The sequence below is a fragment of the Streptomyces sp. NPDC044003 genome, from assembly GCF_056435185.1.
Genome location: NZ_JBWKFA010000004.1, coordinates 542,666 through 556,400, shown reverse-complemented (window position 1 = coordinate 556,400; position 13,735 = coordinate 542,666). Strand labels below are relative to the sequence as shown.

13 protein-coding genes are annotated in these 13,735 nt (G+C 74.6%); 9 read left to right on the top strand and 4 right to left on the bottom strand.

The features are described from left to right. Nucleotides 1–112: 112 nt before the first annotated feature. The 5 genes from AC07AW_RS19670 to AC07AW_RS19650 all read left to right on the top strand — a co-directional run bounded on the left by AC07AW_RS19670 (nucleotide 113) and on the right by AC07AW_RS19650 (nucleotide 7,099). Nucleotides 113–1,861 carry a hypothetical protein gene (locus AC07AW_RS19670; RefSeq protein ID WP_478816747.1) on the top strand — a complete coding sequence of 583 codons (1,749 nt, stop codon included), beginning with the start codon at nucleotides 113–115 and terminating at the stop codon, nucleotides 1,859–1,861. Between the two features lie 95 nt (nucleotides 1,862–1,956). After that, nucleotides 1,957–2,790, top strand: coding sequence for a M55 family metallopeptidase (locus AC07AW_RS19665; RefSeq protein ID WP_478816746.1), 834 nt, complete (start codon nucleotides 1,957–1,959; stop codon nucleotides 2,788–2,790). Beyond that, a complete protein-coding gene (locus AC07AW_RS19660; RefSeq protein WP_478816745.1) occupies nucleotides 2,783–4,117 on the top strand; it encodes a M20/M25/M40 family metallo-hydrolase in 1,335 nt (444 codons plus the stop codon). Before AC07AW_RS19665 ends, AC07AW_RS19660 begins: the two co-directional genes overlap by 8 nt. Before the next feature lie 46 nt (nucleotides 4,118–4,163). Continuing rightward, nucleotides 4,164–6,167, top strand: a complete 2,004-nt coding sequence (locus AC07AW_RS19655; RefSeq protein ID WP_478816744.1) for a S9 family peptidase — start codon at nucleotides 4,164–4,166, stop codon at nucleotides 6,165–6,167. Further along, on the top strand, nucleotides 6,164–7,099 hold the full coding sequence (locus AC07AW_RS19650) for a S66 peptidase family protein (RefSeq protein WP_478816743.1): 936 nt from the start codon (nucleotides 6,164–6,166) through the stop codon (nucleotides 7,097–7,099). The genes AC07AW_RS19655 and AC07AW_RS19650 overlap by 4 nt, the downstream gene beginning before the upstream one ends. A 227-nt stretch (nucleotides 7,100–7,326) precedes the next feature. On the opposite strand, the gene AC07AW_RS19645 is transcribed toward AC07AW_RS19650, so the two are convergent. Then, nucleotides 7,327–7,980 carry a GntR family transcriptional regulator gene (locus tag AC07AW_RS19645; protein ID WP_478816742.1) on the bottom strand — a complete coding sequence of 218 codons (654 nt, stop codon included), beginning with the start codon at nucleotides 7,978–7,980 and terminating at the stop codon, nucleotides 7,327–7,329. Between the two features lie 211 nt (nucleotides 7,981–8,191). On the opposite strand from AC07AW_RS19645, the gene AC07AW_RS19640 reads away from it, so the two are divergent. Continuing rightward, on the top strand, nucleotides 8,192–9,964 hold the full coding sequence (locus AC07AW_RS19640; protein ID WP_478816741.1) for a CocE/NonD family hydrolase: 1,773 nt from the start codon (nucleotides 8,192–8,194) through the stop codon (nucleotides 9,962–9,964). A gap of 7 nt (nucleotides 9,965–9,971) precedes the next feature. Here the strand turns inward: AC07AW_RS19640 and AC07AW_RS19635 are convergent, their stop codons facing one another. Next, complete coding sequence (locus AC07AW_RS19635; protein WP_478816740.1) at nucleotides 9,972–11,060, bottom strand: adenosine deaminase; 1,089 nt, start codon at nucleotides 11,058–11,060, stop codon at nucleotides 9,972–9,974. A gap of 79 nt (nucleotides 11,061–11,139) precedes the next feature. Next, on the bottom strand, nucleotides 11,140–11,895 hold the full coding sequence (locus tag AC07AW_RS19630) for a GntR family transcriptional regulator (protein WP_478816739.1): 756 nt from the start codon (nucleotides 11,893–11,895) through the stop codon (nucleotides 11,140–11,142). A 188-nt stretch (nucleotides 11,896–12,083) separates the two neighbouring features. On the opposite strand from AC07AW_RS19630, the gene AC07AW_RS19625 reads away from it, so the two are divergent. The 3 genes from AC07AW_RS19625 (at nucleotide 12,084) to AC07AW_RS19615 (ending at nucleotide 13,343) form a co-directional block, all read left to right on the top strand. Next, nucleotides 12,084–12,338 (top strand): LapA family protein, encoded by a 255-nt coding sequence (locus tag AC07AW_RS19625; protein WP_478816738.1) that lies wholly within the window; start codon nucleotides 12,084–12,086, stop codon nucleotides 12,336–12,338. Beyond that, nucleotides 12,335–12,685, top strand: coding sequence for a hypothetical protein (locus AC07AW_RS19620; RefSeq protein WP_478816737.1), 351 nt, complete (start codon nucleotides 12,335–12,337; stop codon nucleotides 12,683–12,685). The genes AC07AW_RS19625 and AC07AW_RS19620 overlap by 4 nt, the downstream gene beginning before the upstream one ends. Before the next feature lie 115 nt (nucleotides 12,686–12,800). Further along, the gene (locus tag AC07AW_RS19615; RefSeq protein WP_478816736.1) at nucleotides 12,801–13,343 is read left to right on the top strand and encodes a GNAT family N-acetyltransferase; all 543 of its coding nucleotides are present in this window, start codon (nucleotides 12,801–12,803) and stop codon (nucleotides 13,341–13,343) included. On the opposite strand, the gene AC07AW_RS19610 is transcribed toward AC07AW_RS19615, so the two are convergent. Continuing rightward, the gene (locus tag AC07AW_RS19610) at nucleotides 13,340–13,672 is read right to left on the bottom strand and encodes a DUF6204 family protein (protein ID WP_478816735.1); all 333 of its coding nucleotides are present in this window, start codon (nucleotides 13,670–13,672) and stop codon (nucleotides 13,340–13,342) included. The genes AC07AW_RS19615 and AC07AW_RS19610 overlap by 4 nt on opposite strands. Between the last annotated feature and the right edge of the window lie 63 nt (nucleotides 13,673–13,735).

Sequence of the window (13,735 nt, the reverse complement as noted above, 5' to 3'; positions counted from 1 at the left end):
ACCCCTTGGCAAGGGTTCGTCCGATTCGGAGGACGCCAAACGGGTGGCGCGTGGGGCGGCAGTCAGGACAGCATGCCTCCATGACCTACGGAATCGAGCTCCACCCCGCGCGGTGAGCGCCTCGTACGAGCGCTCGACGCTCGCCCCCGCCCTGTCCGACCACGCCCGCGGTCTGCGCGGCGTACCCGTCCCCAGGGGCGGCCACCCCCTCCCCGACAGCGCACGCACGAAACGCCTCCGCGGCCCCGGCACCCGCCCCGGCGAGGCACACGCCCGCGTGACGGACGCCCTCCGCCGCCTGATCAACGGACCCGGCACCGACCCGGAAAGCGCCCTCGTGGCCACCGGGGTCCGCCACCGGACCGTCCTCCGGGCCGCCGCGACCCTCGAACATCCCGACGCACCGGCCGCCCGCGCCCTCGGCCGCCTCCTCGTCCGGACCGGTACCACCCTCGTCGGCGTGGCCGGCGGCCTCGGGCTGCTGAGCCGGTACGGGGAACCCGAGGACGTGCCGTACCTGCGCGACCTCGGGCTGCTCACCGCACTCGACAGCGCCGCCGTCGAGGCCCTCGCACCGCTGGACCGGCAGGCCGCCGCGACGGTCAGCCTGGCCCACCGCGCGCGGGGAGCCGCGCAGCGCGCCCTCGTGGAGGCCCTCCTCTCCGGCCGTACGGGCGAGCTCCGCGACCTCGTCGTGGCGGTGCCGGCCCGCACGTCCCGGGACGTCGGCCCCGAACAGGCGCGGTGGATCGCGGAGTCCACCGGGCTCCACGCCCTCCTCCGGGCACACCCCCAGGACCCCGAGCTGCTTGCGCAGGCCGTACTCCTGCTGACCCGGATGACCAGCCGCCGCGACTACACGACCGCGCTGCTGCGGTACGAGGACGCCAGGGAGCTGTACGAGGCGATCACCGCGCGCGTGGCGGGCCCCGTGACCGACCTCGACCGGCAGGCCCGGCTGCTGTCACTCGCCCTCGACCTGCACAGCGGCGCCTCGCAGCTCCTCGACTGGGCGCCCGGCCGGCGCGAGGCGGTCCTCGGTGCGCTGCTCGCCGCCGCCGGCGAGCAGCCGGAGGAGGACGAGGGCGATGCCGACCCCCGCACCCGGCAGCGGGCCGCGTGGATCCGCCGCACGGCACCCCGCCTCCGCGCGGCCCTCGCGGCCCGGGAGCCGGCCGGGGCACCCCGGCTGCGCATCGAGGTCGCCGTCGCCGACCCCGGCGACCCGGACGCCGTCGAGACCCGCTTCCTGGTCGACGGCCGGCCCCTCGTCCCCTGGGCGTTCGGCCGGGGGCCCGGCGACGCGCCCGAACGGCTCCTCGACACCGGTGCCCTGCGCGCCGGAGCGGAGCCCCGCGAGGTCCGGCTCGCCGAGGCGTACTGCACCGAGGGCTGCTGCGGCGCCCTCTACGTCACCGTGCGCCGCGAGGGCCCGCACGTCGTGTGGGGCGACTGGAGCAGGCCCGGGGCCCCGCGCGACCTGCCCGACCTCCCCGTCCTCCGCTTCGACGCCGCCGCGTACGACACGGAGGTCACCCGGGCCGAGCAGGACCGGGGCTGGAGCTGGCCGGCCCGGGACACCGCCCGGCTGATCGCCCGGGGGCTGCGCGAGCGGCCCGGCCTCCTCGCCCGCTGGGGCCTGCGGCCGGGGTGGTCGAGCACGGAGTTCGGCGACCCGGACACCACCGTGATCACCTACGACGACCTGCCCCCGACCGCCGGCGGCGCGCCGGACGTCCAGCCGCGGCAGTACCTGTGGCGGCTCCCCGACGACGGCACCCGGCCCGAGCGGCGGGCCGCCGCCGCGCTGCGCCGGTTCGCGGAGGAGGACCCCAGGCGGTATCCGGAACCGGCCCGATGATCCGTACCGCCGTCCGATGGGTGCCAGAGGTCCACTCCAACGGCGGTTATCCACAGGGGTGGTAGGGCGGCCGGGCGGCGCGTACGGTGCCAGGCATGAAGATCCTCATCAGCGCCGACATGGAGGGCGCGACCGGTGTGACCTGGCCCGCCGACGTGCTGCCCGGCACGCCCCAGTGGGAGCGGTGCCGCGCGATGTTCACCTCCGACGTGAACGCCGCCGTGCTCGGCTTCTTCGACGGCGGCGCGGACGAGGTCCTCATCAACGAGGCGCACTGGTCCATGCGGAACCTGCTCCTGGAGCAGCTCGACGAGCGGGCCGAGATGCTCACCGGGCGGCACAAGTCCCTCTCGATGGTGGAGGGCGTGCAGCACGGGGACGTCGACGGCATCGCCTTCGTCGGCTACCACACCGGCGCCGGAGCCGAGGGGGTCCTCGCGCACACCTACCTCGCCAACTCCATCACCGGGGTCTGGCTCAACGGCGAGCGGGCGAGCGAGGGCGTGCTCAACGCCCATGTGGTCGCGGAGTACGGCGTGCCCGTCGTCCTCGTCACCGGGGACGACCTGACCTGCGAGGACGCCCTCGGATACGCGCCCGAGGCACCCAAGGTCGCCGTCAAGGACCACGTCTCGCGGTACGCGGCGGTGTGCCGCACCCCGGCCAGGACCGCCGCCGACATCCGGGCCGCAGCGAAGACCGCCGCCGCGCTCGCCGTCCGGCACGAGCCGGTCCGGGGCGGTCCCTTCACCGTGGAGGTCGAGTTCGACGCCGAGCACCTGGGCGCCGCCGCCACGGTGGTTCCCGGCGTGGCGCGGCGCGGAGAGCGGCGCGTCGCGTACACGAGCGAGACGATGTACGAGGCAATTCGCACGTTCAAGGCGGTCACGACCATCGTCTCGGCCGCGGTGGAGGAGCAGTATGGCTGAGGAGGTCCGGGGCCCGGACACGACGGCGCTCGACGAGGTGGTCACCTTCACCTCCGAGCTCATCCGCATCGACACCACCAACCGCGGCGGCGGCGACTGCCGCGAGCGGCCGGCCGCCGAGTACGTCGCCGAGCGGCTCGCGGACGCAGGGATCGAACCGACCCTCCTGGAGCGGACCCCCGGCCGCACCAACGTGGTGGCGAGGATCCCCGGCACCGACCCCTCGGCCGAGGCGCTCCTCGTCCACGGCCATCTGGACGTGGTGCCCGCCGACCCCGCCGAATGGACCGTGCACCCCTTCTCCGGCGAGGTCCGCGACGGGCTCGTGTGGGGGCGCGGCGCCGTCGACATGAAGAACATGGACGCGATGGTCCTGGCCGTCGTCCGCAACTGGGCCCGGCACGGCATCCGCCCGCGCCGGGACATCGTCCTCGCCTACACGGCAGACGAGGAGGCCAGCGCCGAGGACGGCTCCGGCTTCCTCGCCGACCGGCACGCTCCCCTCTTCGAGGGCTGTACGGAGGGCATCAGCGAGTCCGGGGCGTTCAGCTTCCACCCGCAGCCCGGCACTACCCTCTATCCGATCGCGGCGGGGGAGCGGGGCACCGCCTGGCTCAAGCTGACCGCCCACGGCCGGGCCGGCCACGGCTCCAAGGTGAACACGGCCAACGCCGTCACCCGCCTCGCCTCGGCCGTCGCCCGGATCGGCAGCCACACCTGGCCGGTCCGCCTCACCACGACCGTCCGCGCCGCCCTCACCGAACTGGCCGCGCTGTACGGCATCGACGTCGACACCAGCGCCCCCGACCTCGACGTCGACCTCCTCCTCGACAAGCTCGGCCCCGCCGCGGCCCTCGTCGAGGCAACCGTCCGCAACAGCGCCAACCCGACGATGCTCGAAGCCGGTTACAAGGTCAACGTCATCCCGGGCCAGGCCGTCGCCTACGTCGACGGGCGGATGCTGCCGGGCGCCGAGGAGGAGTTCGCCGCGACCATGGACCAGCTCACCGGGCCCGACGTGGAGTGGGAGTTCCACCACCGCGAGGTGCCCCTGGAGGCCCCGGTCGACTCGCCGACCTTCGCCAGGCTCCGGGCCGCCGTCGAGCGCTTCGACCCGGCCGGGCACGTCGTGCCGTTCACCATGTCCGGCGGCACCGACGCCAAGCAGTTCTCCCGGCTCGGCATCACCGGCTACGGCTTCTCGCCGCTCCGGCTGCCCCCGGGCCTCGACTACGGGGCGCTCTTCCACGGCGTCGACGAGCGCGTGCCCGTGGACGCCCTGCACTTCGGCGTCCGGGTGCTCGACCACTATCTGAAGTCCGCATAGGCCCGTGACAGGGGGAGACAGGTCCGTGACAGGCAGGGGAGACGGTATGGCCACGACCACGGCCGGGTACGGCAGCTGGCCGTCACCCGTGAGCGCCGCGCTCGCCGCCGCGCGCGACGGGCGGCCCGAGTACCTCGGCACCGTCGGCGACGAGCTGTGGTGGACCGCGCCCCGCCCCGAGGAGGGCGGCCGGCGCGCCCTCGTCCGGCGGCGCGCCGACGGCACCGAGGAGAGCCTGCTGCCCGCCCCGTGGAACGTCCGCAGCCGGGTGATCGAGTACGGCGGGCAGCCCTGGGCGGCGGTCGCGCGCCGGGCGGACGGACCGCTCGCCGTGTTCTGCCACTTCCCCGACCAGCGGCTCTACGCGTACGAACCCGATGCCCCCGGCGCGGAGCCGCGGCCGCTCACCCCGCTCTCCGCCGTCGGCGGCGGACTGCGCTGGGTGGACCCGGTGATCCACCCGGACCGGGGCGAGGTGTGGTGCGTCCTGGAGGAGTTCACCGGTCCCGCGCCCACCGACGTGCGCCGCGTCCTCGCCGCCGTGCCCCTCGACGGCTCGGCCGCCGAGGACCGCACCGCCGTCCGTGAACTCTCCGACGGGCGCCACCGGTTCGTGACCGGACCCCGGCTCTCCCCGGACGGCCGCCGGGCCGCCTGGCTCGGCTGGGACCACCCCCGGATGCCCTGGGACGGCACCGAGGTCCTCCTCGCCGAGGTCACCGCCGAGGGCACCTTCGGAGAGGCCAGGACCGTCGCCGGGGGGACCGCCGAGTCGATCCCGCAGGTCGACTGGGACGCGGCCGGCCGGCTGCTCTTCGTCAGCGACCGCACCGGCTGGTGGAACCTCTACCGCGCGGAGACCGCCGCCGACGGCGGCCTCGCCGAACCGGAAGCGCTCTGCCCCCGCGCCGAGGAGTTCGGCGGCCCGCTCTGGAAGATCGGACTCCGCTGGTTCACGCCCCTGGAGAACGGGCTGATCGCCGTCGTCCACGGCAGGGGAACCACCACCCTCGGGATCCTCGACCCCGAGCGCCGCGCCCTCGTCGACGCGGGCGGCGGGGCCCGCACGGAGTGGGCCTCCACCCTCGCCGCGCACGGCACCCGCGTGGTCGGCGTCGCCGCGGGACCGCACCGCTCCTACGAGCTCGTCGAACTCGACACCCGCACCGGCCGCAGCCGCGTCGTCGGCGCGGCGCACACCGACGCCGTCGACCCCGCCCACCTTCCCCCGCCCCGGATCCGCACCTTCACCGGTCCCGGCGGACGCGAGATCCACGCCCAGGTGTACCCGCCGCACCACCCCGGGTACGAGGGGCCCGAAGGCGAGCTGCCGCCCTATGTGATCTGGGCGCACGGCGGGCCCACCGGGCACGCCCCGCTCGTCCTCGACCTGGAGATCGCCTACTTCACCTCGCGGGGCATCGGCGTCGCCGAGGTCAACTACGGCGGTTCCACCGGCTACGGCCGGGAGTACCGGGAGCGGCTGCGTGAGCAGTGGGGCGTCGTCGACGTCGAGGACTGCGCGGCCGTCGCGGCGGCGCTCGCCGCCGAGGGCACCGCCGACCCGGCCCGGCTCGCCGTGCGCGGCGGCAGCGCGGGCGGCTGGACGACCGCCGCGTCCCTCGTCTCCACCGACGTGTACGCCTGCGGCACGATCATCTACCCCATCCTGGACCTGCGGGGCTGGGCCACCGACGAGACCCACGACTTCGAGTCCCAGTATCTGGAGGGACTCGTCGGACCGCTCGACCAGGTGCCCGCCCGCTACAAGGAGCGCTCGCCGATCGAGCACGTCGACCGCGTCACGGTCCCGTTCCTGCTGCTCCAGGGCCTCGACGACGTCATCTGCCCGCCCGCGCAGGCGGAGCGCTTCCTCGCCCGCACAGCCGGCCGGGGCGTCCCGCACGCCTACCTCGCCTTCGAGGGGGAGGGCCACGGCTTCCGCAGGGCCGACACCATGGTCCGGGCCCTGGAGGCCGAACTCGCCCTGTACGTAAGGACCTTCGGGATCGACCGTACGGACACGGCGGAGCTGGAGTACCGCACGTGACCCCGGTGGACGCCCCGGCCCGGGCCGAGCGGCTCGCGCCCGGGGCGCGGGTCGCCGTCGTCGCCCCCAGCGGACCCGTTCCCGAGGAGCGGCTCACCGCCGGGCTCGACATCCTGTGCGGCTGGGGCCTCGAACCGGTGGTCGCTCCCCACGTCCTGGACACCCACCCCACGCTCGGGCACCTCGCCGGGGCGGACCGGGCGCGGGCCCGCGACCTGACCGAGGCCTGGTGCGACCCCACCGTCTCCGCCGTGCTCTGCGCACGCGGCGGATTCGGGGCCCAGCGCATGGTGGACCTGGTGGACTGGCCGGCGATCCGGGCGGCCGGGCCCAAGGCGTTCGTCGGCTACAGCGACGTCACCGCCCTGCACGAGGCCTTCGCCGTCCGCGCCGGCTTCGCCACCCTGCACGGACCGATGGTCGCCGCCGGCACGTTCCTGTCGGACCCGCGCACCCAGGAGTCGCTGCGGGCGACCCTGCTCGAACCCGAGACGGTGCAGACGCTCGCCCCGGCGACGGCACGGGCCCTGGTGCCGGGCCGCGCCCGGGGCGTGACGCTCGGCGGCTGCGTCAGCCTCCTCGCCGCCGACCTCGGCACCCCGCACGGACGGCCCTCGGCGCGCGGCGGGCTGCTGCTCCTGGAGGACGTGGGGGAGGAGCCGTACCGCCTCGACCGCATCCTCACCCAACTCCTGCGCTCCGGTTGGCTCGACGGGGTCGCGGGCATCGGCCTCGGCTCCTGGGAGGAGTGCGGCCCGTACGAGGAGGTGCGCGCGGTGCTCGCCGACCGGCTCGGCGGCCTCGGGGTGCCGGTCCTGGAGGAGATGGGCTTCGGGCACAGCCCGACGGCGCTGACCCTGCCGCTCGGCCTGCCGGCCGTGCTCGACGCGGAGACGGGCACGCTCACCCTGGAGGTACCGGCCCTGCGGTGAGCGGAAGCGGTGGCCGTACGACGCGACGCGCCCTCGCCCCACGGAAGGCGGGGCGAGGGCGCGTCTCTTCGGCGCAAGGGACTGCCCCGCGGCCTCGGCGCCTGACGGCTACGACACGACCCGTTCGGGGACGGCGGCGCGGGGAGGGCACGACACAACCCGTTCGGGGACGGCGGCGCCGGGAGGGCTACGACACGACCTGTTCGGGGACGACGGCGCCGGGAGGACTACTCCGGCGCCGTCCTGCGCTGGTGCGCCGCGGCCTCGTCGCGGCTCGTCTCCAGGTGGCGCAGGGCCAGCTTCTCGACGCGCTCCACGTCCCGTGCCTCGATGCCCCGGTACAGCTCCGCGTGCTCCTCGGCGACGACGGTGAAGTCGTCGTGCTGCCCGAGCATCCAGCGCATCCGGCTGCGCAGCGTCGCGTTGAGCTCGCTGAGCAGTGCGTTGTCCGCGAGCTCCGTGACGGTCTCGTGGAAGTCGGCGGCCGCCCGTCGCGCGGCCTGGCCGTCGCCCTTGGCCGCCGCCGCCAGTTCGGCGTCGAGGTCGGCGCGGAGCTTGGCGAGCCCCGCCCGGGTGCGGCGCTGCGCGGCGAGTCGGAAGCCGAGGATCTCCAGGGCGGACCTGACCTCGCCGAGGTCGGAGATGTCGGACGCGCTGAACTCCCGGACCACCGCCCAGGTGCGCGGTCGCGGCGTCACCAGGCCCTCCGCGACCAGGTCCCGCAGGGCATCGCGGACGGGCAGCCGGCTCACGTCCAGCTCGGCCGCGATCTCCCGCTCCACCAGCCTGCTGCCGGGTGCCCGGGTCCCGTCGATGATCTGATCGCGCAGTGCGCGCGTCACCCGCTCCGATTCGGGTCTGAATTCCTCAGCGCCTGTCATGCCGCCATTCTCCCATCGAGGAGCGGACGGCGATCCGCAGGACCCGGCTGCCGGAGCGGGGCGCGCGGCCTTCACTGAATCTGCGTCAACAACCTTCGTCCGGCGCGTTGACGGGGCTGGACACGTGTCACAGCATGGGCGCTGCCTGGATACCTACCAGTCGGTAGGTACCCGTGGGCCACTCGGCGTCGTCCTCAGTGTGGAGGTCTCTGTGTCCCGTGCCGTGCCCCGATCCCGCAAGGTCCTCGCGCTCGTGGCCGGTGCGGCCGCGCTCGCCGCGCCGCTCGCCCTCGCCGTGCCCGCCGCCGGCGCGGAGCCCGGCGACGCCCCGTACACCGTCACCCCGCTCCGGTTCACCGTCGAGGCGGGCGGCCGGAGTTGCACCGTCGACGCCGACCTGTACCGCCCGGCCGGCGTGGACGCCGCGCACCCCGCGCCCGCCGTCCTCGCCACCAACGGCTTCGGCGGCAGCAAGAGCGACGGGTCCACCGCCGCCATCGGCAAGGCCTTCGCCGAGCGCGGCTATGTCGGCCTCGTCTACTCGGGCCTCGGCTTCGGGAAGTCCGGGTGCCTGATCTCCCTGGACGCCCCGGAGGCGGACGGCCGGGCCGCCGCCCGCCTCGTCGACTTCCTCGCCGGCACCCGCGCCGCCGACGACGGCACCCGCGCCGACTTCGTCACCCGGGACGGCGCGGAGGACCCGCGCGTCGGCATGATCGGCGGCTCCTACGGCGGTGCCGTCCAGCTCGCCGCCGCCTCCGTCGATCCCCGTATCGACGCCCTCGTCCCCCTCATCACCTGGAACGACCTCGCGTACTCGCTCGCCCCCAACGCCGCCGACCGCAACACCCCCGGCGTCTTCAAATGGCAGTGGGCCAACGGCTTCTACCTCATCGGCGAGGGTCAGCCCCTGCTCTCCCCGTCGCTCGACCCCAGCCGGATCAACTCCCTCGGCTGTCTGCACTTCGTCACCGACGCCTGCGACACGATCAAGCTCCTCAACTCCGGCCGCTACCCGGCCGCCGCGAGCGAGAAGATGCTCGCCTACGCCCGCTCGGTCTCCCCGGTCTCCTACCTCGACCGGATCACCGCGCCCACCCTGATCGTCCAGGGCCAGTCCGACAGCCTGTTCAACCTCAACGAGGCCCGCGCCACCTACGACCGGCTGCGCGAGCGAGGCGTCGACACCCGGATGATCTGGCAGTCCTGGGGCCACAGCGGGGGACAGCGGCCGGGCGAACTCGACCTCGGCGACCCGGAGGGAAGCTACGTGGGGCAGCGCGTCCTCGCCTGGTTCGACCGCCACCTCCGGAAGAACGCCGCCGCGGACACCGGCCCCGCCTTCGCCTGGTACCGCGAGGGGCAGAGCGGCTACGGCACCGCCGACAGGGTCCCGGCGCTCAGCCAGAAGCTGTACCTCTCCGGCGACGGCAAGCTCGTCGACAACCGTACGAAGGTCGCCCGCGGCTCCCGCCGGTACGTCAACTGGCTGGTCCCGACGAGCCATTCGGAGTCCTCGCTCGCCGGGATGATCGGGCTCCCCGACCCCCGCCCGTACGACACCCCCGGCACCTACCTGGGCTGGAGCAGCGCCCCGCTCACCGAGCCCGTCGACCTCGTCGGCGCGCCGAGGGCGACCCTCCAGGTCGTGTCCCCGGCGACCGAACGGGTCCAGGACTCGGGCGACGCCGCCGACCGGCTCGTCCTCTTCGCGAAGCTGTACGACATCGCGCCCGACGGGACGAAGACCCTGGTCAACCGGTTGGTCGCGCCCGTGCGCGTACCGGACGTCACCCGCCCCTTCACCGTCGAGCTGCCGGGCATCGTCCACCGCTACGAGACCGGCCACCGGCTGGAGTTCGTCGTCGCCGCGAGCGACACCGCGTACTCCGGCAACCGCGGCATCAAGCCGGTGACCGTCGTCAGCGCCCCCGAATCCACGGGGACGCTGTCCCTGCCCCTGGTGGAGGGCAGGGTCGGATAGGGCTCTCCTAGAGCGCCGCGTACCCCGGGCGGACGACCTCGTCGACGAGCCGCTGCCGCTCCGGCAGCGGCAGGAAGGCGGCCTCCAGAGCGGCGACCGTGAACTCCTCGAAGACCTCCGGGCCGTAACCGAAGGCGTCCACCATGTGCTGGAACTCCTCGCTCATGGTGGTGCCGGAGACCAGCCGGTTGTCGGTGTTCAGCGTGATCCGGAAGCCGAGCCGGCGCAGCTCGTCGATCGGGTGCGAGGCGTAGTCCTTCGCGGCGCCCGTCTGGAGGTTGGACGTCGGGCAGACCTCCAGGGCGATGCGGTTGTCCCGGACGTACGAGGCGAGCCGGCCCAGGGTGCCGTCCTCGGCGATGTCGTCCGTGATCCGCACGCCGTGGCCGATCCGCTCGGTGCCGCAGACCTGCACGGCCTCGTGGATCGACTCCGCGCCGACGGCCTCGCCGGCGTGGATCGTGTAGTGGCAGTTCTCCCGCTTCAGGTGCTGGAAGGCGGCGAGGTGGCGGGCCGGCGGGTTGCCGATCTCGCCGCCCGCTATGTCGAAGCCGGCCACGCCGTTGTCCCGGTGCGCGACCGTGAGCTCCGCGATCTCCAGGGAGCGGTCGGTGTGCCGCATGCCGGTGAGCAGGGTACGGACGGTGATCCGGCCGCCGGTGCGGCGCTCGCCCTCGCGGAAGCCGTCGTTGACCGCCTCGACGACCTCGTCGAGGGTCAGCCCGCCCTCCAGGTGCTGCTCGGGGGCGTAGCGGATCTCGGCGTAGACGACGCCGTCCGCCGCCAGGTCCTCGGCGCACTCGGCCGCGATGCGCGTGAGCGCCTCGCGGGTCTGCATGACCGCGCAGGTGTGCGCGAAGGTCTCCAGGTAGCGCTCCAGCGAACCGGAGTCGGCGGCGTCCCGGAACCAGACCGCGAGCTCGGCCGGGTCCTCGGTCGGCAGCGCGGTGTAGCCGCACTCCCGCGCCAGCTCGACGATGGTCGCGGGGCGCAGCCCGCCGTCGAGGTGGTCGTGGAGGACGGCCTTGGGGGCCCGGCGGATCCACTCGGAGACGGTGGCGGCGGCAGGCGTGGCAGGGTTGTCAGACAAGTGCATGGCGGGGAAGTGTACGCCACGGCCGGGCGGGGTGCTGTGACGCACCCGGCAGGCCCCCCGCGGGCCCGTTCTCCCGCCTTCAGTGCGACTGCAGCACCGGCAGCGCGGGGGTGCCCGTCGGGAGCATGTGCTTGGCGGCCAGGACCGGTGTCTCGCCGACCCGCACCACCTGGGTGACCAGGACCGCGGGGGTGTCCGCCGGGCGGCCCAGCTGCTCCCCGCGCCGCCGCCCGAGGAGCGTCGCCGTGATCCCGCTGTGGGCGCTCAGCGCCGTCTCCCGCGAGGCCGCGACCAGGACCGCGAGCATCGAGACCGCGCCCCCGGTGTCCGCCGCCGCCTCCCGCAGGGCGCGCGCGAACTCGGGGTGCACCCGGTCGAGCAGCTCGTCGGGCGCCGCCCACTCGTGGCTCAGCGCCGCCGCCGCGCCCTCCCCGGTCAGGACGGACTCCCAGAACCGCAGCTCGGCGCGGGCAGGCGCGAGCAGGTGCTGGGTGGTGAAGTCGGTCGGCTCCTCGACGGTCCTGACCAGCGCCCGCACCCGCAGCGGGGCGCCCGCGCCGATCAGCTCCTCCAGCGGTTGGACGTGCTCGAAGCCGCGCCGCGGCGGGCGGTCGTTGACCGTGCGGCCCACCCCGCGCCGCACCGTGAGGACGCCGTCCTCCTGGAGCAGCAGCAGCGCCTCGCGCAGGGCCGGCCGGCTGACGCCCAGCTCGGCGGCGAGCTTCGGCTCGGAGGGGAGCGTGGAGCCCGGCGGGTAGGTGCCGTCGTGGACGGCGTCCGCGATCCGCTCGTAGAGCGCCACGACCGGTCGCCGCCGCTGTCCGCTGACCGCCACGGCCCCTCCTCGTCTCGTCCCCGGCCCGTTCTCCGCCGGTCTTCGCACCACGGTAGTCGCCCACGTTGTCTGACAAGTCACCCGTACGGCTCTCCTCGCCGTCACGGGCGGGCGCCGCGCGTCCCATTCTGGTCCCACGGCTGTGGCCGGGTACGACCGACGGCACGACGGAGGAGAGGGGCCGGGTAATGAGTCCGAAGCAGACGCCACGGACATCGGGCGGGAGCACCTCGTCCCGGTTCGCCGGCGCCTTCACCCCGGGCCGGATCGCGATGATCGCGGTCGCGGTCCTCACCCTGGTCTTCATCTTCGAGAACACCCGCGAGGTCGAGATCCGCCTGCTCGTCCCCGAAGTCACGATGCCGCTCTACGGGGCGCTGCTCACGACCGCCCTGCTCGGCGCCGCCTGCGGCTACTACGTCGCGGCCCGGAGGCGGAAGTGAGGCGGGCGGCCCTCGTCGTCGGCGGCGCGGTCCTCGCGCTCGCGGCCTTCGCCGCCTCCTCGGCGGAGGAGGCCGCCACTCCCGACGACGAGTCCGGGACGCGGCCGATGCCGGACTTCCTCGGGCGGGGCCTGTGGCGGGTCTTCACCCGTCTGGACCGCCGGACCCGGCTCGACGTCCACGACGTGAGCGGCCGCGACCGCCGGGTGCTGTGGCCGCCGCGGTGGCAGGTCTGCACCCAGTACCCGGCGGCGGGGACGGCCCTCGACCGGCGCACGACCGTCATGATCGGAGTCGTACGGAAGGGCGAGACCTGCCCACCCCGCGTCCGCGACGCCCGCCGCTGAAGGTCGCGGTGGCCGTACGAGCCTTCGCCGTGCCCGTACGCCGCTGAGGTGCGTCGTGCCCGGACGAGCACGCGCCCGGCCCGCGCCCGCCGCGCGCACCGCATAGCCTGGCCCCATGTCCGACGATCATGGTCCGTACCTCGCCGCCGGGCCCCGTGTGGGTCTGCGCCCCTTCTCCGCGGCCGACGCCGAGGAGTTCACCGCCCGGGCCCGGGAGAGCCGGGAGCTCCACCGCCCCTGGCTCTTCCCGCCGTGCACGGCCGAGGCGTACGCCGGCTACGCGGGCGCGCTGATCGAGGACCCCGCCCGCGCCGGTTTCCTCGTGTGCGAGCGCGCCGACGGCGGCGGGATCGCCGGCTTCGTCAACATCAACAACATCGTCCGCGGAGCCTTCCGCAGCGGCGCCCTCGGCTACGGCGCCTTCGCGCACGCCGCCGGACGCGGACTGCTCACCGAGGCCCTCGGCCTGGTGATGGAGCATGCCTTCGGGCCCCTGGAGCTGCACCGCCTGGAGGCGAACATCCAGCCGGGCAACACGGCCTCCCGAGCCCTCGTCCGCCGCGCCGGCTTCCGCCTGGAGGGCTTCTCGCCCGCGATGCTGCACATCGACGGGGCCTGGCGCGACCACGAACGGTGGGCCGTCACGGCGAACGACTAGCGCTTCCGGTTGATCTTCATCGTGTCGAGGTCCGTCACCGTCGAGCGCAGCGCCTTGTACCCGTGGCCCAGCTCCCGGAGCGCGGTCTCCACCCGGTCCTCCGCGATCGCGCCCGCCATCTCGTCGCCGTCCTCGGCGTCCGAGACGACGACCAGGCGGTACGAGAAGTGCTTCAGCGTCCGGTCGTAGGCCAGCGAGCCCTCCTCCGTGAACTGCATCGCCGTCAGCCCGTGCGCGTTCACCTCGGCGAGCAGCCGGGACCGGCTCTCCTCCGACAGACCGTCGAACGTGCCGCGCACGATGACCCGGTAGGTGTGCTGCGTGCCCATTCCTCGTACTCCCTGTGCCCGTGATCCCCGGCCGCCACGGCGGCGGACCGACCCTCCACACTA